The following is a 20,004-nucleotide window of genomic DNA, read 5'->3' as shown; positions in this document are numbered from 1 at the left end:
ATTTAAACACTCTCACCTAGATGAACTATATAGCCAGTATCAATTACTTGCTTATAATTCATGCTAGTATCCAAATCGGAATTAATCCGACTCAACAACTCTCTTCCCGCAACATTACCTATCTGATAACGAGGGGTGATCACACTTGCTAATTGAGGCACCATTGCTTGGCCAATATCATGACCATGAAAACCCACAACCCCCATTTGGCTAGGCACTAAGATGTTGCTTCGCTGGCACTCAAAAATAGCCCCAATTGCTAAATCATCATTAGTACAAAACAAACAGTCAGTATCTGGGTAGTCAGTACGCGCTTTTTGTAAAAGTTCAGCGCCTAAACTATAAGATGAAGCTTGATCAGTCATCACACTTTTAGGCGTAAAGCCTTTAGCTAACATAGCATCTGAATAACCTTGAAATTTTAGGCGTGTTCGTACATCGAGCCTTGCACCTATATAAACAATATTGCGATAGCCTTTATTTAAAAGCGCTGTCGTCATATCAAAAGCGGCTTTAACGTTATCAAAACCAACCGCTTGCTGCATAGGAGAGTGATGAGTATCCATTATTTCAATCACAGGCACGCCTGACATTTCAATCATTTTTAGTGTTCTGTCTGTATGTGTGGTTTCTGATAAAATTAAACCATCAACGTGATACGACAATAAATACTCAACCCGTTTTTCTTCAATTTCAGGGTTGTAACCATAATGGGCCAACATTGTTTGATACCCTGCAGGCCCAGTCACATCTTCAATGCCTCTTATAACTTGAGCAAATACGTGGTTCGTTAACGATGGAACGAGTACACCAATAGAGTAGCTTTTAGCATTAGAGAGTAAATCAGGGGCTTTATTTGCAATGTAACCTAGCGTATCAATAGCTGCACTAATTTTAGTGCGAGTAGACTCTGATACTTTTTCGGGATTACGTAAATAACGACTCACCGTCATTTTGGTTACACCAACCGCATCGGCAATATCTTGAAGAGAAGAACGTTTGTTTTTTTTCATCACACACAATTAAATAAAATGTTACTTGTAACATACCAACTATTATGAAAAATCACTACTTTTAGCCATTTTTATTTAGGTTATCGCTAAGCGATTACCCAGAGATTTAAATAACCTAGATCTATTTTAATGAATAAATCTGTATTTGTACCAATAACATTAAACAGAGGCTCAGATACTCCGAGCCTCATCGTAATTAAAAACTTATAGCAATCTCAACAATTGCGAACCAGGTATGCCGCTTTGTGGTAATAACGCGGGGGTAACTGCAAATGCTTCTGGTATTTTACTTTTGATTTCATCCATCTTTTTACGGTTATTTTGTTTATCATAAACATAATATTTAAGGATATTTCCGTATACATCGTCTTTTGCATCAACCTGCTCTAGGGTTTTTAACGCTTTATCGTAATCATCAAGGTAAATGTATGCCAGTGCTAAGTTATCAGCTGAGCCAACATGTAGCTTACCTTCAAGCTGTTTTGATAAATCTTCAAGCTCTGCAACAGCAAGCTCATAACGCCCTAGCTGTATATAGGCCGTTGCTAGTGAATTTTTTAAAAAGTAAGGCGGGTTACTACCAGGCTCATACCATTTTTCGTAAGCACTTAGTATGTCTTCATATTGCTCAAGTTTAGAGTAAACGTGATTTAGCAGCCTAAAGCTTTGTAGTTTGATTTCAGCTTCTTCAAAACCAACAAGTTTGTCTCTATTCAAGTGCCAATCTTGAATGCCTTGCGCAGCTTGGCTTAACAGTTCAGGGTTATCACTTTTTGCCCCAGCAGCGCTTTTTAGAAGCTGTGCAAGTTGTTGTTTATATTCTTCACTTTTAACAGGAGCCTGAGACGTATTATTACTTTGCTGTTTGTTATCTGAATTACCATCTACAATTTGCGCTGCAGCTAAAGCACTAAAAGACATTGCCGCCGCAACCATAACCAAATATTTACTTTTCATTGTTTTTTCCTTGTTTAACATTTTGATCCTCTGAATATTAAAGCTCTTAGAATGAGCAATATTCAAAAGTGGGGGGGTAAAAAAGTTAGGCGAGCTTTTAGCACTTTGCTCTTGTAGCAATAAACTTGCTAAATCCAATTGGTATTTACCTTTTAGCTTTTGCATACACAACTCATCACAGCTAAGTTCGAGTTGCTCTCTTGCTAAACCAGTTAACTTTAAGCAAATAGGATTCCACCAAAAAACGCTTTCTATAAAACAAATAAGCCACGTCCAATAAATATCACCTTGTTGTAAATGAGTTACCTCGTGTTGAATGACTGAATCTAATTCTTTACGGTGTGTCATCGTCGACTCTAACCAAATAACAGGCTTTATTAACCCGGTAGCAAAAGCAGGCTCTGTATGGGTTGTTAGTCTAATTGGATACTGATTGTTAATGTGTTTAAGTTCAGGACTTGGCTTTGAGTTAATGTATAAATTTTTTATAAGCTTTACATATAAGCCCATGCGTAATAAAAACAATCCAAAACCAGCTAAAACTAAAACTATAAAAACATTACTAAGTGATGGCAATAAGTCCCATATAACCATATCGCTTTGTAATTCGTCCTTAATTGCTACTTGTTCAGCATTTGGTATTAGTGCTTTAACATCGGGAATCAATTGCGCCACGTTGAATGTGTAACGATTTGCCCCTTCAAATAAGGGTAACTGGGAAAAGTACTGCCAAGGGACAAACCAACATGCCAAGGCAGTCATTAAAATGTAAAAGTTTAATCGTGCTGGGGCATTTTTTAGTCCTTTTACTGTAAGCAAAATACATAAGCTAATAAGTGTGCAAGTTAGTAAATAATCCGTCATTACCCTCTCCTTTAATCTAACTTCTTATTTTTTAAAAGCGTTTGTAAATATTCTATATCTTCATCATTTAGCTTTTCTTCTTTGATAAAGTGGGCAATTAAACTACGAGAATTACCTTTAAAAAATCGTTGCATAAAACTAGGCATAGCTTGCTCCGATAATGTGTCTTGAGTCACGATTGTTCTAAAAACAATAGCTCGCCCTTCATGTCCACAACGCTCAATCGCTCCTTTGTGTTCTAACCTATCTACAATAGTTTTAACTGTTGTATAGGCTACTTTTTTATCTTTTTGCTTATCAGCTAAAAGCACCTTATGTAGTTGACTCGCGGTACAGGGTTCTTCCTGCCAGAGCAGCTGCATAATATCCATTTCAAAATCACTAAGTTTCATTGTCGCTCCTATTACTACACTTGTAGTGGTACTGTTACAAATGTAGTAGTAAGTAATCTTAGTGTCAATACAAAATTGACATGTGAATAAAAAACAAACGGTAGAAATATAAAAGTCTTAGGAAGGTTTTATAAAAAAGGTAGATAAAATAAAGAGGTATACTTATTAATAGATTTTAGAAAAACATAAAAAACGATAGTTTATTTTCAACTAACGCTTTTTATGCTTTAAAGTTTTTATGGAAGGTAGTGAGGTAACTATGCTTTATCGAGCGCTTGGCTTACATCTGCCATTATATCTACAATGTTTTCAATACCGACTGACAAACGAATTAAATCGCGACTTACGCCTGCATTTGCTAATTCTTCATCGTTTAATTGGCGGTGTGTGGTTGACGCAGGGTGACACGCAAGCGACTTGGCATCGCCAATATTAACTAAGCGTAAAATCATGTTTAGTGCATCAATAAAACGAGTACCCGCTTCTAGGCCACCCGCAATGCCAAAGCTTAAAATACCGGATGCTTTGCCACTGGTAATTTTTTTGCTCATTTCGTTATACGGACTTGATTTTAACCCTGCGTAATTAACCCAAAGCACTTTTGGATGATTTTCTAAATACTCAGCCAACTGCTGTGCATTTTCGCAGTGGCGATCCATTCTTAAGCCTAATGTTTCAAGGCCGATTAAAATGTCAGATGCGTTTTTAGGCGCAAGCGCTGCACCGGTATTTCTCAGTGGCACTACTCTGCAGCGTCCAATAAATGCTGCTTCAGCAAAGGCTTCAGTATACACCACATTGTGATACGACGGATCGGGCTCGTTCATCATTGCAAAGCGCGTGGCGTTGGCTTTCCAATCAAACTTACCAGAGTCGACAATCATGCCACCAATAGCAGTACCGTGCCCGTTTATATACTTTGTAAGTGAGTGAACCACTATATCGGCGCCCAGCTCAAATGGGCGGCATAAATACGGCGTAGCCACGGTATTATCAACAATAAGCGGCACACCTTTGCTATGTGCAATACGTGCTAAACGTTCAATATCAACAATATTACCTGCAGGATTACCAATAGATTCACAAAAAACAGCGCGGGTGTTGTCGTCAATTGCATTCTCGAACGCGGTAAAGTCATCGGCCTTTATCATGCGTGCTTCAATACCTTGCCTAGGTAAGGTATGTGCAAATAAATTATACGTGCCGCCATATACTTGGCTGGTGCTCACAATATTAGTACCTACCTCGCACAAACATTGAATAGCATACGTAATAGCCGCCATCCCAGAGGCAACAGCCAGCGCACCAATGCCCCCTTCCATTGCAGCAATACGTTGTTCAAGTACGGCATTTGTTGGGTTCATTATGCGGGTGTAAATATTTCCAGGTACTTTTAAATCGAATAAATCAGCGCCATGCTGCGTATTATCAAATGTATAAGAAGAAGTGTGATAGATAGGCACGGCTGCCGATTTGGTCGTAGGCTCAGATTCGTAACCGTGGTGCAGTGCTAATGACTCTAATTTCATAATTATTTCCTTCAATTAATTTACCACTAAGCTAGCACTTCTTGGTTATAAAATGCACATGAAATATATTAAAGGGTGTTAAGGTGATTTGATTTAAGTTAAAGGCAGCTCGGAGCGATTACCGGTCATTGGGAAAGTTAAATTTATTCCTGTGTTTTGAGTAGAAATCTAATTTTGTCCAATAACATTATTAAACGCCGTTTTGGGGGAAAATAATATGATTAATTTCTAGCAGTTTTAATTACTTGTTTACAAAAGTAATTATTGGTGAAATTATTATGGTATGTAATTTACGCTATTCTGGTGTGTTATAAACTACCAAAATGGTGTTCAATAAGCTGTTAGAGCGTATGCGATGCTTAGCGCATTCCATCAAATTTTAAGAAGTATAAAAAAAGGATATTTTTAACATGGCAAGATGTACAGCACCTAGTAATGGTCATCGTACTGCGAGTGGGGTTGCGAATTGTCCCGCTTGTAGTAGTCGTAGTCGCGGGTATGGCGGTTACTCTTCTTACACCTCACCGTCATATACCTCATATGGTTCTAGTTCTCGTAGTACTAGCACTCGTGGTAGTTCATCAGGCTCTAGTAGACCCAGGTGGTCTAAATCAAGTTCTTCTGTTTCATATACTCCTACACAAATTCAATCACTTACTCCAATTCGTGAAACTGTTGAAGCTAGAGCGGCAGCTCAACCAGATCTTAGAGATGTATTTCTTTGTCACGCATGGGGAGATCGTAAGGAAGCAGCAAAAGAACTAAACGATTTACTTGTGACGTCAGGTGTAAAAGTTTGGTTTAGCGAGAAAGATCTTGCTCTTGGTGTACCAATGATGCGTGCAATAGATAAAGGGTTGGCAAATTCACGAATTGGTCTTGTGCTTGTTACTCCAGCGATGCTTGAGCGCCTTCCTAAAGAGAGTGTTGCCGACAAAGAACTATCTGCGCTTTTGGCAGGTAACCAACTTATTCCTATTATGCATAATGCTACATACGAAGACTTGCGAAATGTCAGCCCATTACTCGCCTCTAGAAGCGGGTTGGATACTGCCGAAGATTCAATGGCAGTAGTTGCGGAGAAAATTGCAGAGCTAGTTAATATTGAGTTTTAGTGAAAATACGCTCTAGTAAGTTGCTTAAATGGACAAAACAACAGCTGGCTTTTTACTCGTTCCTCGTTAATTTTGGCCAGCTACTTTATTGCCGCTTAGCAAACCGTTATGTTTACGGAGATGTTTGGTGAAAAATATACCTAAATTGGTATTCATAATATTAGTGCTAAGTATTTTGTTAATGCTTAAATCGAGTAACGAACCATTTTTATTTAACAGCCAATTTCCTATATTCAATCAATTTCCTATCGGTAATAGTATTGTATTGAATATTTCATTAGGTCTTTTTGTTAGTGCTTTATTTTACTACTTTACAGTGTTTATTCCCGACTACCGTAAACGTAAACGTAAAATTATTAAGAACAATTACCTAAATCAATACAAACACTTTAAACAGAACATGATTAGTCACTTTTTAAGTGCGTGTGAAACATCTTATCCGTCAGACTTGGTAGACACCTTATTAGACCAAAAAGAATTTAAACGTTACTTCTCGCTGAAAGCAACAGATTCAGAAGATAAGTGGCATGTTGTTTTGAATAAAATGGATCATGAACTTTTAGAAATTATGCTACTAGAATTTGAGGCTTTTAAAGAAAGTACAGGCTACGTTCTAAATAATATTGAGTTTAATCAACCAGAATCATTTGAATTTTTCCATCACTTTAATAAGCAAATTGTTTTATTAAAAAACATCACTGATGATTACGATGAAATAAAATCATTTAGTAGGTTTTTGTGGTCACTATTCGCAGGTTGGTGCTGGATTGAAGGTTATGCTGAAAAAGATAGATTTCAAGAAATGATAGACAGCATATAAGAAAACATAATAAGGCATTTAAACAGAAGTTGCTCCTCACCCGTTTTAGTGGACACCTCCTCAACATTTTAGCCAACATTTTTTTGCCCATTATTAGGGCGTTACCACTGTCTGCAATTGGCACTTAGCAGTCATAAATATACGAATCAAACACCAACAAAAAAGGTAAGAAAATGAGGTCGTCTTTGCTAATTTCTATTTATATGACAGCAAGTGGTACTTTGCTTAAGCGTGCTGTGAGCGAGAATTAGTCATTGAGTGAGTAATTAATTAATGACTACTTCCCCCCCTTTTTTATATGTTCAAATAACCCATCATATGCATAATATATATAGCTAGCAATAACTTATGCTTTTTGCTATTAATAGAAGCTCATAAAATAAGGACGTTTTCGCTTAAAAATAGAGAAAGAGTCCTCTGATAAAGCAGTTATATTTAAAGGAGTGTTACATGGAGTATAAGTTTATTGCAGTTTCTCAAATCTGGGCGACAGGTGGTATGTTAAATAGAGCAAACGCTAAAGCAAACGAGTTGGCAAGAGATGGGTGGGTGTTATCAAAAATGGAAAAAGGCTTTAGTGGTTTTTTATTTGCAACTTTATATCTAGCCTTTGAGCGTAAAATTTAAATATAACAAGCGACTAAGGTTAGGACTATCCGATCATGGCACTTAGTAGCCATAAATAAGCGAATCAAACATCAACAAAAAAGGCGCTTCTTTTACGGTAAGCGCCCTTCTCTTATCTCACTAATTACTTATTTTACGATTGTCATTTCGTCTAACAAGTTTTGTGCGTTATCTACTTTATCCATTACCCACAGCATGTAGCGTGAATCAACGTGGATTGAGCGATTAAGCTCAGGGTTGTAATCCCAATCACCAATAATACTTTCGTAAACACCGTCAAACAGTAAGCCTACAAGCTCTGCTTTGCCGTTAAGTGTTGGCGAACCTGAGTTACCACCGGTAGTGTCTACATTTGATAAAAAGTTTACTGGTACTGTATTCATGCCGCCCGTGTAATCACCATAAAACTTGGCTTTAATTTGCTCTTGTAACTTTTTAGGTGCATTAAATGGGTCAACATCGGTGTTTTTAGCAAGTAATCCTTCAAGCGATGTAAACGGTGTTGCTACCAAGCCATCTTGAGGTGAATAGCCACCTACAGTGCCATAGGTTACTCGTAATGTGCTGTTAGCATCGGCGTATACCGGTTTGTTTTTAGCTTTGTTAAACGCAATGATTGCGCTCATTAGCTCTGGGCGAGCGGCTTGTAATTTACCTGCCAGTGCCTTTGATTTATCTTCCTCAGCTTTCATTACTTTAAAGATTGCTTTAGCGTACTGCACAAATGGGTCTTGGCTTTGATTTAGCTGGCTAAACGATTGCTCAAATAATGAATTGCGAACAGTGGCATTATCGAGTCTTGACTGCTCATACATGCTATCAAGTAACGCGCTTTGGGTTGCTTTATCAAACCCATTTTGTACTTTAAATACGTTATCAACGTCGCTAAAACGCTCTTCTTTTGGAAGTGCTGCATACAGTTCTAAAAAGTGCAGTAAAATAGCTTTGTCTACTTTGCTATCATAACGGCGCGTCATGCGCTCAAGCCCTGCTTTAATGCGAGGTAAGTCACGTTCTTGATAACCAGATTCACGTTCGCTATTTGGCTTTTGTTTTTCGTAAGCTAAGCGGTATAAACGTCTTGCTGTACTGATCATTTGTGAGCGATGTACATAACCTAACATGCGGTCGCGTTCACTATGCTCTTGTGATTGCGCAATTAGCTCAGATAGCTCACCTAATACGCTTCCGTATTGTTCTTTACGCCCACCATCACTATTGATCCATTGTGTTAGGTCTTGCTCAAACTGTTTTTTGCGCTCAAGCATAGTGCCTTTTTTGAAGCTTTCGATCATCGAACCATAGTTTTTAATATAGTTGTTATAACCTGCAATGGTGCTTTCGTAAGCAATACGCGCTTTACTGCCGTCTTCTGAATTTTCTTCAATAAGCGACACGTATTTTGAGTTATGAACGCGTGCTTTAGGGTAACTGTCGTTAAATACGCTATCTACCTCTGTTGCTATACGGTAGCGGTTAGTACGCCCTGGGTAGCCTGTAACCATTACAAAGTCGCCTTCTTGCACGCCTTTGGCACTTACTTTTAGGTAAGAGTCAGGTACGTAAGGTACGTTGTCTTCGCTGTACTCTGCAGGTTTTCCATCTTTGCCTACATAAGCGCGGTAAAAACCAAAGTCGCCTGTGTGGCGCGGCCACATCCAGTTATCTATATCGCCGCCGTATTTACCTACGCCCATAGCTGGTGCGTAAGATAAACGTACGTCTTTAATTTCAAGTGACTTAATTAGGTAAAACTCTAAACCACCATGAAACGAATACACGTTACAACGATAGCTTTCATCGGCTTCACATTGGGCTACTAGCGCTTTTTCATTTTTTTCGAGTGCGTCGTAGCGTGCTTTTGCTGTTAGCTCGTTAGTACCTTTAATTACTTCATCTGTTACGTTGGTAACCGTTTTTGTTACATAGACGCGTGAGCCCGGCGCTGCAGGTAAATCTTCTGTAGGACTTTTAGCTAAAAAGCCATTTTCTAAAATATTGTTTTCAGGCGTTGAGTTGTATTGTACCGAGCCATAAACACAGTGATGGTTTGACACAACTAAACCCTTAGGCGATACAAACGATGCTGTACAGCCACCTAGGCTAATTACCGCATTCATTGGGAATTCGGTTAATTTAGAAATAGATTCAACATCAATTTCAAGCCCTTTGGCTTTTAAAATTGATTCTAACTCTGGAAGTTGGTGTGGTTGCCACATGCCTTCGTCGGCTATGGCACTACTTGAAAGTGATAAAGAAAATGTGGCTACTAATGTAGCTACAAGAGGTTTTAAACGCATTATAGAATCCTTTTTATTTGTTTCTATAACAGGTTACTCGCGATGGGACAATAAGGTCAATAGCCGTGCAATGAATTGTTACAATCGAGTGTTTAATCTTACTTTTTATCAAAATTCATCGAAAAATCAAGAAACTGTTTTGCTGGTATTGGTTTACTAAAATAGAAGCCTTGCATAAAATCACAACCCAATTCGTTCAATAAAGTATGCTGCTCTTTTGTTTCTACACCTTCGGCTACCACTGTCAGTCCTAAGCTGTGCGACATGGCAATAATTGCCTTTACGAGATTACAATCTTCATTGTTTAGTACAATACCGTCAATAAAACTTCTATCTATTTTGAGTACATTAAAAGGGTATTCTCTCAAATAACTTAATGACGAATAACCTGTACCAAAGTCATCCATTGATAAGTTAATGCCTAATGCAGTAATTTCAGTCAGTATATCAACAACATTAGTGTGGCAACTCATCAATACTCCCTCAGTTATTTCAAGCTCTAAACTTTCGGGGTTTATGTTTGCTTCACTCAATGAGTTTTGAATAAAACTGAGTAGTCCTACGTCTCTAAATTGGCGAGGAGATAAGTTAACAGCCATGGTGTATTTTTGTTGGCGTTTACAGGTACTTTGCCATGTGTTTAAAAAGTGTAATGCTTGGCTAATTACAAACTTACCAATAGGTACAATTAATCCTGTATTTTCGGCGATAGGTATAAACTCATCGGGTGTTACATTACCTAGCACAGGGTTATGCCAGCGTAATAACGCTTCTGCACCAATGATGTGTTTATTTTTGGCGTCAAATTGGGGCTGGTAGAATAACTCAAATTCATTACGCTCAAGGGCGCCACGCATCTGCTCTTCTATTACTAGTCGGCGCTGAATAATTACGTTCATCTTTTTAGTAAAAAATGAATAAGTATTACGACCATATGATTTTGCTTGATACATTGCAGTGTCAGCATTTCGTAATAAATCAGCAACGGTTGTACCATTTTCTGGGTATATGGCTACACCAATACTCGCTGTTAGTATGTGTTCCCGGCCCTCAATTTTAAAAGGGGCTCTAAAGTTATTGACCAATTTTTCAGTGATTTTTAGCGCTGCATGGTGATCAGTTATACCTCGTAGTAATACGATAAACTCATCTCCACCTAGGCGCCCTACCGTGTCGTCTTTTCGCAGTGCCTCTTGCAGCCTTTGCGCTGATTCAATTAAAAGTTTGTCCCCTGTTTCATGGCCTAAAGAATCATTTATTTTTTTAAAGTCATCTAAATCCAAAAACAGTACTGCCGCTTTCTCATTATTTCTTTGTGCTTCAATAAGTAATTGCGACAAACGATCAAGTGCTAAAAAACGATTTGGGAGTAAAGTTAGACTATCGTAATACGCTTGATGTCTAATTATTTCATCTGATTTATGCTGTTCTGTAATATCTCGAATAATAACCATTAACTGATTATGTTCTGTTATTTTATTTATTCTTGCTTCAAAAAAAACGAGCCCATGGGGCAAAGCTAGCTCGTATTTAAAGCTCATCATCTGCTCTTTTTCTAATACAAGGCTGATATAAGTTTCAAATTTTTTGGCTACTTCCTCAGGTAATACATCTCCCATCTTTTTACCAATAAACTGCTTTGGCTTGGTATAAAGATCGGTTTCATTGCTCGCATGATACTCTAGGATAGTTCCATCATTTTCCATCAAGAAAAATAAATCAGGGATTGCCCCAAAAATGGTTTTTAGCATATCCTCATTAAATGAAGCCTCTGCTTGTGCTTTTTTCACATCCGACAAATCGATATCAATACAGTACATTTGTTTTGTATTATATTGATTTGTAAACATAACATGGCTGGAAAAAACCGATACGTTGTTTCCATCCTTGTCTTGTAAAATAATTTCAGACGCTGGAATTTCTATATCTTTTTTTACCCAATCACTGTGCGCGTCAATAACAAATTCACACATTGGCTCTGGAATTATAAGATCTTCTATTTTTTGTCCTATGGCTTCTTCTTTGGTATAGCCATAAAGTCGCTCACTGCCTTCATTCCAATAAATAACACGACGTTCATTGTCATAACCTTGAACAGAAATAACATTTACTGCATCAAATAACTGATGCAAATAGTCGTTAATTACAAATTGATGGGTTAAATTTGAAGTCGGGTTATCTGATTTCATTTTGAGGCTATATCCATAATAATTTTATTTAATAATAGAGAAATACTAAATAATAATTAAATTTAACTTTAATGTTAAATTTCCATATACATTTTATACGTCATTATGCAAAACAAAAAAAGAGCCGAAGCTCTTTTTTTAATGGTAGTTATTTATATTTAAACACTATAAAAACTGAGTTTAATTTTTTGTCACATCATTTGGATGTTCCACGCCAATCCATGCTTTGAATAGTGCTTTTTGCTCAGACGTTGCCTCTTTATCAGCAACTACTTTTTTAGGCTTATCAAACTCTTCTGATAATACTAATGTTAAGCTTTCAAGAGCATCGCGACGAAGATAGTCAATAGTTACTTTATCGCCTTTTTTAAACGTTTCTAAGCTGGTTTTTAAATCTTTACCTACGTGATGTTTGTTTATAGCGACAATTTTATCATCGGTAGTTAAACCTGCTTTCCACGCACTACCATCACGACGAACGTAACTTAGCGTAAGTAACTCGCCCGTGTTTTTAGCAGTAGCGTCAATACTTGCAAGCGCTTTTGCTTTTTCAGGGCGCTCAAATTTCAAGCCTACTTTAGTAAGTAAGTCGTCAAAGTTGATACTTGCAGGTGACTCTACATTGTCTTGCCACCAGCTAGAGTAATCACGCCCGGTTAAATCTTTTAAAATATTAAGCACATCTACGTCTGTAAAGCCTGCTGGTATTTTATGATTGTCATAAAGTGCTTTGTGAACATCGCGATAGCTTATTTTACCTTGGCTTTTTTCTAGCAAGTCGATATCTAAAGCAAGTGAAATTAACGAACCTTCTGAATAAATATTGGTGCTGTAGTTACGTGCATGATCGCCACCTTGGTTAATCCATTTATCAAAGCTTGTTTCGCTTGCGCTTTGCACTTCACGGCCCGGAGTTTGTAAATGACGATTAATAGTTTTACTCATCACTTTAAAAAATTCATCTGTTGTTTGAATGCCTGAGCGCACTAATAGATGATCTTCAAAGTAACTTGTTGAACCTTCGGCGATCCACAGTAGTTTTGAGTAGTTAATGTTCGTGTAATCGTAAGGTACCAAACCTTGAGGGCGGTATGCTTTAACATTCCACGTATGAACAAATTCATGTGCAGCGGTACTAATAAACGCTAGGTAATCTTCTCGGCTACCAAATCTATCGCGTGGACGTTGAATAATTGTTGAGTTTAAATGCTCTGTTGCACCACCGGCACCCGACGTAGCATGAACCATAAATACATAACGTTCATATGGGTAGCCATCCCAAATTACATTACCAGTAGCAACCAATTTTTTAAGATCGGTAAGCATTAGTTCTACATCGTAGTTACCATCACCCCATATAACTAAATCGTATTCACGGCCATCTACTTCAAATGTGTGAAGTTGGTTAATACCCGTTTCGATTGGAGAATCAACAAGTACGTCGTAATCTGCTGCTTTAAATGAATTTTTCCCTTTTAAATTATCCATACCCGATACAGAGCGCCACTTTTTAGGCACGTCTAAATTAACGGTTACTGGCTCTTGGCGAAATGATTCACTAAACATAAAAAAGCCTGACGCATCTATAAATGCATGGCTGTCGTCAATGTGACGTGCGCGCTTACCAAGCTCGTTTGCATACACTTGGTAGTCAACATTAATTTCTGTTGGCTCATTAAGATGTACACGCCACGTACTGTGATCTATTTTTTCCCACTTTAATTCTTTGCCGTCTTCATCTTTAGCTTTGAAATAACGAACACCATTGGCAAGGTTAAGCATTTCATAGCGACCGGTTCGCCATGCTGGAAGTTTTATATCAAGATGTGCTTGCGCTGTTTTTGGAAACCCTACACTTACATCGCCTAAATGGTGTTGAGGTTGTGAGATTTCTAAAGAATAATTTACATCTGCAAATACAGGTGCTGAACACGCAGCTAAAATAGATAGGGCTAATAACTTTTTCATAGAGACTCTTAGTGGAAACTTAATTACCTATAAGACTAACAAGCCCCTATTTAAAAGTGAATTAAATACGACAAATTGCCCTGTATACGAGTTTATACGTAGTAGCTTATTAAAATTTCTAAGTTTTTTACTAGATAACTACACATAATAAAAATTTGTTGTAAACTGAAGATAATAAAATTAATTTGATGGCGGTACGCTTAAGTGTCTGAAAGATCTAATCCAACAGATAAAAAACTCAAACAAGCAATTGATGCTCGTATGGCTGTTGAGAGTGCACGCAAACATCAAGTTGATATTTTGTGTGACTTTGCAGCTAAACTTTCGCTAAGCTGCAAAGGGCTTGATATTGAGTTAGATAATCGCCTTGCTAAATTTAGAAGTGCACTCAACAAAGGTATGAGCTTTGAAGACCTCTCTCCTCTTGTTAGTGAAACTTTGATATTACTTAAAAATCAAGAATCGATTCAGCAAGCTCAGCAACGTGATTTATTTAACAGTGTACAAAATGCAGGTAAACAGTTACAAAAAACCAAAGGCTTACCTGATGAAACTCGCAGAGCCCTGAGAAATTTACTCGATCAAGAGATTAATAACGTTCAATCAACTCATGGTTATATTCCGCTACTTGATCAACTTATTCTCTTTTATCACGAAGCATTACTAACTAAACAAAACCCTGAAGTTAATAAGCAACGGCCTGCTAAACAGGCTCGTGCAAAAAAACTACTTGAGCTTGCTAATGAACTTATACTTGAAGAAGAAGCTACACTACAAATTAATAGTATAAAAAATAGTATTACGGAAAGTGACACTATAGATGCACTATTCGATGTCGCCATAAAGATAATTGAAGTCGTAGTAAAAAATATTAGTAATGAGCGTAAGTCTGCGCAAAGCTTTTTAGTTTCGTTAAATCAAACCCTCGAAGATTTACATAATTCTATTGTCTCTACTAGCAGGCACTCTGAATCGATGAGTGTTGAATTTGATTCGTTAAATAAAAGCATTGAACTAAAAATTAAAAATCTCAACGATCAAACGCAAAAAGCAACATCAATTTCATCTTTAAAAGAACTCGTAGATAACGAATTAAAATCACTAAGCGAAGACTTTTTAGCAAAAGAAAAGTTAGAGCGAAAAGATAGAGAAATGCTTAGCGCTAGCTTTAGTGAAATAAATAAACGAATTGTTACTTTAGAAGACAAGTTAACAACGTATAAAAAACGCTTAAACGAACAGCGCTTTAAAAGTTTACTTGATGGGCTCACAAAACTGCCTAACCGAGCTGCATTTGATGAACGTTACAGCCATGAAATGCACTTGTTTAATGTTCAGCCCTCTGATGTTACGCTTGCAGTTATTGATGTTGACCACTTTAAATCTATCAATGATAGATTTGGCCACACCGCTGGTGACATAACACTTCAAGTTATATCAAAAGCGTTGCAAAAGTCGGTAAGAAAGTCCGATTTTATAGCGCGTTACGGCGGTGAAGAATTTGTATTGTTAATGCCAGGTGTGTCGCTTGAAAACGCAACATCACCTCTGGATAAAGTTAGAAAGGTAATTAAAAATATACCTTTTAAATTTAGAGAAAAACAAATTGAGATCACTATTTCGGTAGGTGCTACTCAGTTTAAAAAAGGCGATACTCTGTTAAAGGCATTTGATAGAGCAGATGATGCTCTTTACGAGGCCAAAAATTCAGGACGAGATAGACTTTGTACCAGTAAATAATGTCATAGCTATTATAAATTTTATGACAAGTAGTTTTTTACGATTTAGCAGTAAGGAGAACGTCTATGTTAATACAGTTAAACCCAACTGGGGTTTTAGATTTACTGTCGCAATTAGAAGTTGATTTATTAGAGCAATCTTCTGCTAGTGAGCGTTATAGGTTATTTAGAAACTGCGTATTAGCAGTACTTAATGTAGGTAGCCATACCGACGAAAGTAGCGATATATACGACAAATACAAAGATTTTGATATTCGTTTAGTAAGCCGCGAACGAGGCATTAAAATTGAGCTTGAAAACCCACCCGAAACCGCATTTGTTGATGGCGAAATAATTACCGGAATTCACGAGCATATATTTTCTGTTATTCGCGATATTTTGTTTATTTGTCAAAAATACGAAAAAGATTTAAAAGAGCAAAAAGCCATTACTCATATGGTGTTCGATATGCTCAGAAATGCAGGTGCTTTGCGTGTTAATAGCGAGCCAAGTATGGTTGTTTGCTGGGGCGGACACTCAATAAACGAAGTTGAATATAAATACACAAAACAAGTAGGCTACGAACTAGGCTTACGTGGATTAAATATTTGTACTGGTTGTGGCCCTGGTGCCATGAAAGGGCCAATGAAAGGTGCCACTATTGGCCATGCAAAACAGCGCAATACCAATAACCGTTACTTAGGCCTAACAGAGCCAAGCATTATTGCTGCAGAGCCACCAAACCCTATTGTTAACGAATTAGTTATTTTACCTGACATTGAAAAGCGCCTTGAAGCTTTTATAAGAACAGCCCACGCTATTATCATTTTTCCTGGTGGCGCAGGGACTGCTGAAGAATTGCTATATTTATTAGGCATATTACTGCATCCAGATAACACCAAACAATGTTTACCTGTTATTTTAACTGGCCCAAAAGAAAGTGAAGCGTACTTTAAAGAGCTGTGTGAATTTATTGAAATGACGCTGGGTAAAGAAGCATTGGATAAGTTTGAAGTTATTATTGATAATCCGCAATTAGTAGGTCAAAAGCTAAGGTCGGCTATGGCCAATGTTCGTGATTACCGTAAAAGTGAAGGCGATGCCTACTACTTTAACTGGACATTAAAAATCGATAACGATTTTCAACAACCTTTTGCACCAACACACGAAAATATGGCAAGTCTTGATTTACATCTTGATCAACCAAAACAGTTATTAGCGGCTAATTTACGCAGAGCTTTTTCAGGTATTGTAGCTGGAAATGTAAAAGACGAAGGCGTAAAAGCCATTAAGCAAAACGGTCCATACATTTTAAGTGGCGAGCCTGCCCTTATGGAAAATATGGATACGTTATTACAAGCATTTGTTGATCAGGGCCGTATGAAACTCCCTGGCAGTAAATACATTCCGTGTTACAAAATAAAAGCATGAGTTTTATAGTTTGAAACCCCATTTACTTCTTATTGATGCGCTTAATTTAATTAGGCGCATATACGCCGTTGACGCAAATCAAAAACATCACAGCGATGAGCAAATGATACAAACGTGCTGCGCACGTGTAGCTCATGCGTGTAAAAAGCTTTTAGATACAAGTAGTGCAACCCATGCGATTGCGGTATTTGATGGTGACAAAAGCTGGCGTTATCATTTTTATAAAGACTACAAACACTCCCGTGCGCCAATGCCTCAAGTGCTAAAAGATGCCTTAGAGCACTTTAAAACCGCAATAGAAGAAACTGGTATTGTTGTATTTGAGCCTATTAACGATGAAGCCGATGACATTATTGCAACGCTTGCGTTTAAAGCATCAAATAATCAAATAGCTAATACTGTTGTTTCTACTGATAAAGGCTTTTTACCCTATTTAGGCCCCTACATTACAGTTTATGATTACTTTAAAAAACTCTATTTAGATGAGACAAGTATAAAAGAGCGTTTTGGTGTTGAGCAAAATAAGCTCGTTGATTTTTGGGCTTTAGCTGGTGATAAAACAAATGATATTCCGGGAGTAAAAGGAATAGGTACCAAGTCTGCGCAGCAAATAGTTAATAACTATAATTCAATTGAGCATGCGGCCGAAGATGAGTCTCTAAGCCCAAGTATTAAAGCAAAGTTAGCCGCTAATATGGATATGTACGTAATCTCAAAGCACTTGGTTAGTTTACGCACCGATATAAATTTAGGCTTTAGTTTAAAGCAGTTAAGACTTAATTAGTCGCAAGTTAATAGCCTCTAAACATTACAAAACGTATACTATTATTAGTTACCGGAGTCAGAGTAAACCATATTGAAAAAATTTATCCGATATTTAATCTTAGGTTTAGGGCTATATGCACTGATAGCAACGTTGGTGATCACCTTTTATAAAGACGATCCTCAGGCTATGATCTGGCAAGACCGAGAAGCTTTTAATAAACGTTATATCGAAAAACTATCACTTGAGCAGCCAACAACACTAAATACTGTGCTTGATTATTTAGGCAGCCCTGACCTTACTTATGCCAAACGAGATGGTGAACAGGTATTTCAGATAGTTTTTTATCGTACACAGCATAAAACATCTGACGGTATAACCACTATGGATGAATGTACTGGGTTATTATTTAAAAATGGGCAGCTATTTTTATGGGGTCCTAGTGCATATAATAAATATCAAGAACAAAATTAGGTGAAGGTTTAATGGATGAAGCTGTTTCAACTACTTTAGAGCAGCTGCTTAATAATACGCAGCTGTTTTTAAGCTATTATAACAATAAACAAAAGTGGACAGCCTTATACCCCATGGCAAGTAAGTTAGCTGAGCAATATAGAGTGCTCTATAGCGAACAGCCATTCGCATTACAAGCACGTTTAACACTTTATAATCCTAATTATTCTTATGCTACTAATTTAGTTGTTAGTCAGAGCGTTATAACCGCTGCACTTTGTAAATCTCAACACTACAACAATGCCCTAAGCGAGCTATACATTGCAGCTTCACTTATTGAGCATTTATGTGTTGGAGCACAATTAAACAAGCTCTGTGAGCAGACACCTTTTCAAGACTCCGATAAAAAAACATGGCAAGTGCGTCATCAACTAGCAGCAAAAGTTATGCTATCCGGTGGCGATTCTGCCAAACCCGTTACGCAATTGTTAGCTAAATTAAGTAAATATAAACAAGCATTAGTAAGTGCCCCTAAAATTATGCTTTACGATGGGGGCATAACACTGATTGCTTTAGCAAATATTATTAGCATGAACATCACTAGCAATACGGCTAATAAACATATGAGTTTATTTAAAGCACTTGCTGATTTGTACATTCGCACTCCCAACTTATTTGGACTGCAGCTAATCAAATCACTCATAGCTCATTTGGGGCCACTGTTACCGGGAAGCCGCGTTTTTTATGCCGAGCAAACCATGATTTATTTAGCGACTGATGCGCAGCAAAAACATATTTTAATTAGTACCGCTAATCCAAATAAATTAGCTTGGTTTAGCGTTAAAGCAACGCTTAACGACAACCCAAAACAATGGCATTGCGCTGATAAAACTATTAACTTTAAAGTGTTCAACAGTGAACATGTAAAGTCGAAAAGTGCAGTTGACGTTGATAAAGCACAGTCTTTACTTGAACTAATAAGTAATATTAAGTTGCAGCACGAATATAGCTATAAAGGGTTAAGCCAACTAATGGCGGTTCACCCTCAGGTAGTCGCGAATTTATGTGAGGCAGTAAAACCTTACAATAAGGAGCATCAGGCCGCTAAAGACTTAAAGCATAGCTTATCGATGGTCGGTTATTATAATGCGCCTGCGATAATTCAAAGAGTTGTTTTTGAGCAATTAGTTAATGTTACCCCACACCCTCTGCAAGCATACGTTACTAACAGATTAAATTGTTTAGTGAAAATAATGGCCTTATTAGTCAGTAAAAATAAACACGACCAATTTGAACACATTACATTACCTTTATATGCTTATGCTCATTTTTTATTAACGCAATGCAGTACACAGCTTTCTCGTAAAACGCTGATTGACGACACACCAAATAAAACATTGAGTGCTCCTATTAGCTCATTTTTTGGAGTGGATGCAATTAATAACGAGCAACTAACGCAACAGCTTACTCATTTATTAAGTGACAACCCATGGACAACGGCACTTTTAGAAGCAGAGCAAACACCTAAAAAACATTTAACTGACTCTCATAAACTCTGGATCACGCTTAAAATTGTTGCGCAGAGTGTTTTTAAACCGGAACTTGCGCTTACAGCGTGGCAACTGCAAACATTAAACGAACAACTGAAAATACTAAAGTGGCAAAATCTAACTGATTTCAACCAAAAATTAGAATCGCTTGCGCTATTTAATAGTATTTAATTTATAGAGGACTATTTAACGTTCTTATACCCATTATAACTTTGGTGTATACCCGGTATTTCCTGTATAAACTAGCAAAATGGGCGATAACTTGGTATAAATGCGCCCTTAAATTTTCAAGCACGTTCACATAAATGACCTAAC

General features: G+C 37.3%; 15 protein-coding genes. 8 read left to right on the top strand and 7 right to left on the bottom strand.

Annotated elements, in window-relative coordinates:
- Positions 1-2: 2 nt before the first annotated feature.
- The 4 genes from gntR to I6E80_RS07060 form a co-directional block, all read right to left on the bottom strand.
- Complete coding sequence (gntR, locus tag I6E80_RS07075; protein WP_197185191.1) at positions 3-1,013, bottom strand: gluconate operon transcriptional repressor GntR; 1,011 nt, start codon at positions 1,011-1,013, stop codon at positions 3-5.
- A 204-nt stretch (positions 1,014-1,217) separates the two neighbouring features.
- The gene (locus I6E80_RS07070; protein ID WP_197185190.1) at positions 1,218-2,834 is read right to left on the bottom strand and encodes a M56 family metallopeptidase; all 1,617 of its coding nucleotides are present in this window, start codon (positions 2,832-2,834) and stop codon (positions 1,218-1,220) included.
- Positions 2,835-2,845: 11 nt separating this feature from the next.
- Complete coding sequence (locus I6E80_RS07065; RefSeq protein WP_002960288.1) at positions 2,846-3,226, bottom strand: BlaI/MecI/CopY family transcriptional regulator; 381 nt, start codon at positions 3,224-3,226, stop codon at positions 2,846-2,848.
- Between the two features lie 257 nt (positions 3,227-3,483).
- Positions 3,484-4,755: an O-acetylhomoserine aminocarboxypropyltransferase/cysteine synthase family protein gene (locus tag I6E80_RS07060; RefSeq protein WP_197185189.1), complete on the bottom strand. Its 1,272-nt coding sequence runs from the start codon at positions 4,753-4,755 to the stop codon at positions 3,484-3,486.
- Between the two features lie 410 nt (positions 4,756-5,165).
- Here I6E80_RS07060 and I6E80_RS07055 point away from each other — a divergent pair, with 410 nt between their 5' ends.
- The 3 genes from I6E80_RS07055 (at position 5,166) to I6E80_RS07045 (ending at position 7,317) form a co-directional block, all read left to right on the top strand.
- Positions 5,166-5,870: a toll/interleukin-1 receptor domain-containing protein gene (locus I6E80_RS07055; RefSeq protein WP_197185188.1), complete on the top strand. Its 705-nt coding sequence runs from the start codon at positions 5,166-5,168 to the stop codon at positions 5,868-5,870.
- A 181-nt stretch (positions 5,871-6,051) separates the two neighbouring features.
- The gene (locus tag I6E80_RS07050; RefSeq protein WP_197185187.1) at positions 6,052-6,690 is read left to right on the top strand and encodes a hypothetical protein; all 639 of its coding nucleotides are present in this window, start codon (positions 6,052-6,054) and stop codon (positions 6,688-6,690) included.
- A 450-nt stretch (positions 6,691-7,140) separates the two neighbouring features.
- Positions 7,141-7,317, top strand: coding sequence for a hypothetical protein (locus I6E80_RS07045; RefSeq protein ID WP_165722958.1), 177 nt, complete (start codon positions 7,141-7,143; stop codon positions 7,315-7,317).
- Positions 7,318-7,445: 128 nt separating this feature from the next.
- On the opposite strand, the gene I6E80_RS07040 is transcribed toward I6E80_RS07045, so the two are convergent.
- The 3 genes from I6E80_RS07040 to I6E80_RS07030 form a co-directional block, all read right to left on the bottom strand.
- On the bottom strand, positions 7,446-9,617 hold the full coding sequence (locus tag I6E80_RS07040) for a S46 family peptidase (protein WP_197185186.1): 2,172 nt from the start codon (positions 9,615-9,617) through the stop codon (positions 7,446-7,448).
- 98 nt (positions 9,618-9,715) lie between these two features.
- On the bottom strand, positions 9,716-11,806 hold the full coding sequence (locus I6E80_RS07035; protein ID WP_197185185.1) for a bifunctional diguanylate cyclase/phosphodiesterase: 2,091 nt from the start codon (positions 11,804-11,806) through the stop codon (positions 9,716-9,718).
- A 180-nt stretch (positions 11,807-11,986) separates the two neighbouring features.
- Positions 11,987-13,774, bottom strand: a complete 1,788-nt coding sequence (locus I6E80_RS07030; protein WP_197185184.1) for a M61 family metallopeptidase — start codon at positions 13,772-13,774, stop codon at positions 11,987-11,989.
- Between the two features lie 204 nt (positions 13,775-13,978).
- Here I6E80_RS07030 and I6E80_RS07025 point away from each other — a divergent pair, with 204 nt between their 5' ends.
- From I6E80_RS07025 to I6E80_RS07005, 5 genes are all read left to right on the top strand, one after another.
- Positions 13,979-15,514, top strand: a complete 1,536-nt coding sequence (locus tag I6E80_RS07025; RefSeq protein WP_197185183.1) for a GGDEF domain-containing protein — start codon at positions 13,979-13,981, stop codon at positions 15,512-15,514.
- A 65-nt stretch (positions 15,515-15,579) separates the two neighbouring features.
- Positions 15,580-16,923, top strand: coding sequence for a nucleotide 5'-monophosphate nucleosidase PpnN (gene ppnN, locus I6E80_RS07020; protein ID WP_197185182.1), 1,344 nt, complete (start codon positions 15,580-15,582; stop codon positions 16,921-16,923).
- A 10-nt stretch (positions 16,924-16,933) separates the two neighbouring features.
- A complete protein-coding gene (gene xni / locus I6E80_RS07015) occupies positions 16,934-17,707 on the top strand; it encodes a flap endonuclease Xni (RefSeq protein ID WP_197185181.1) in 774 nt (257 codons plus the stop codon).
- Positions 17,708-17,776: 69 nt separating this feature from the next.
- Positions 17,777-18,160 (top strand): DUF3192 domain-containing protein, encoded by a 384-nt coding sequence (locus I6E80_RS07010; RefSeq protein ID WP_024598101.1) that lies wholly within the window; start codon positions 17,777-17,779, stop codon positions 18,158-18,160.
- An 11-nt stretch (positions 18,161-18,171) separates the two neighbouring features.
- Positions 18,172-19,860, top strand: coding sequence for a hypothetical protein (locus I6E80_RS07005; protein ID WP_197185180.1), 1,689 nt, complete (start codon positions 18,172-18,174; stop codon positions 19,858-19,860).
- The last annotated feature ends 144 nt before the right edge of the window (positions 19,861-20,004 follow it).

The organism is Pseudoalteromonas sp. NSLLW218 (assembly GCF_015864775.1).
In the GTDB taxonomy this organism is placed as follows: domain Bacteria; phylum Pseudomonadota; class Gammaproteobacteria; order Enterobacterales; family Alteromonadaceae; genus Pseudoalteromonas.
The sequence above is the reverse complement of the archived record's forward strand: the minus strand, read 5'-3'. Positions and strand labels throughout refer to the sequence as shown.

Bases quoted from the DNA above. Each gene is read 5' to 3' on its own strand.
- gntR (WP_197185191.1), bottom strand. From the start codon at position 1,013: ATGAAAAAAAACAAACGTTCTTCTCTTCAAGATATTGCCGATGCGGTT.
- I6E80_RS07050 (WP_197185187.1), top strand. From the start codon at position 6,052: ATGCTTAAATCGAGTAACGAACCATTTTTATTTAACAGCCAATTTCCT.
- I6E80_RS07045 (WP_165722958.1), top strand. From the start codon at position 7,141: ATGGAGTATAAGTTTATTGCAGTTTCTCAAATCTGGGCGACAGGTGGT.
- I6E80_RS07005 (WP_197185180.1), top strand. From the start codon at position 18,172: ATGGATGAAGCTGTTTCAACTACTTTAGAGCAGCTGCTTAATAATACG.
- I6E80_RS07060 (WP_197185189.1), bottom strand. From the start codon at position 4,755: ATGAAATTAGAGTCATTAGCACTGCACCACGGTTACGAATCTGAGCCT.
- I6E80_RS07065 (WP_002960288.1), bottom strand. From the start codon at position 3,226: ATGAAACTTAGTGATTTTGAAATGGATATTATGCAGCTGCTCTGGCAG.
- I6E80_RS07055 (WP_197185188.1), top strand. From the start codon at position 5,166: ATGGCAAGATGTACAGCACCTAGTAATGGTCATCGTACTGCGAGTGGG.
- ppnN (WP_197185182.1), top strand. From the start codon at position 15,580: ATGTTAATACAGTTAAACCCAACTGGGGTTTTAGATTTACTGTCGCAA.
- I6E80_RS07040 (WP_197185186.1), bottom strand. From the start codon at position 9,617: ATGCGTTTAAAACCTCTTGTAGCTACATTAGTAGCCACATTTTCTTTA.
- I6E80_RS07035 (WP_197185185.1), bottom strand. From the start codon at position 11,806: ATGAAATCAGATAACCCGACTTCAAATTTAACCCATCAATTTGTAATT.
- I6E80_RS07070 (WP_197185190.1), bottom strand. From the start codon at position 2,834: ATGACGGATTATTTACTAACTTGCACACTTATTAGCTTATGTATTTTG.
- I6E80_RS07030 (WP_197185184.1), bottom strand. From the start codon at position 13,774: ATGAAAAAGTTATTAGCCCTATCTATTTTAGCTGCGTGTTCAGCACCT.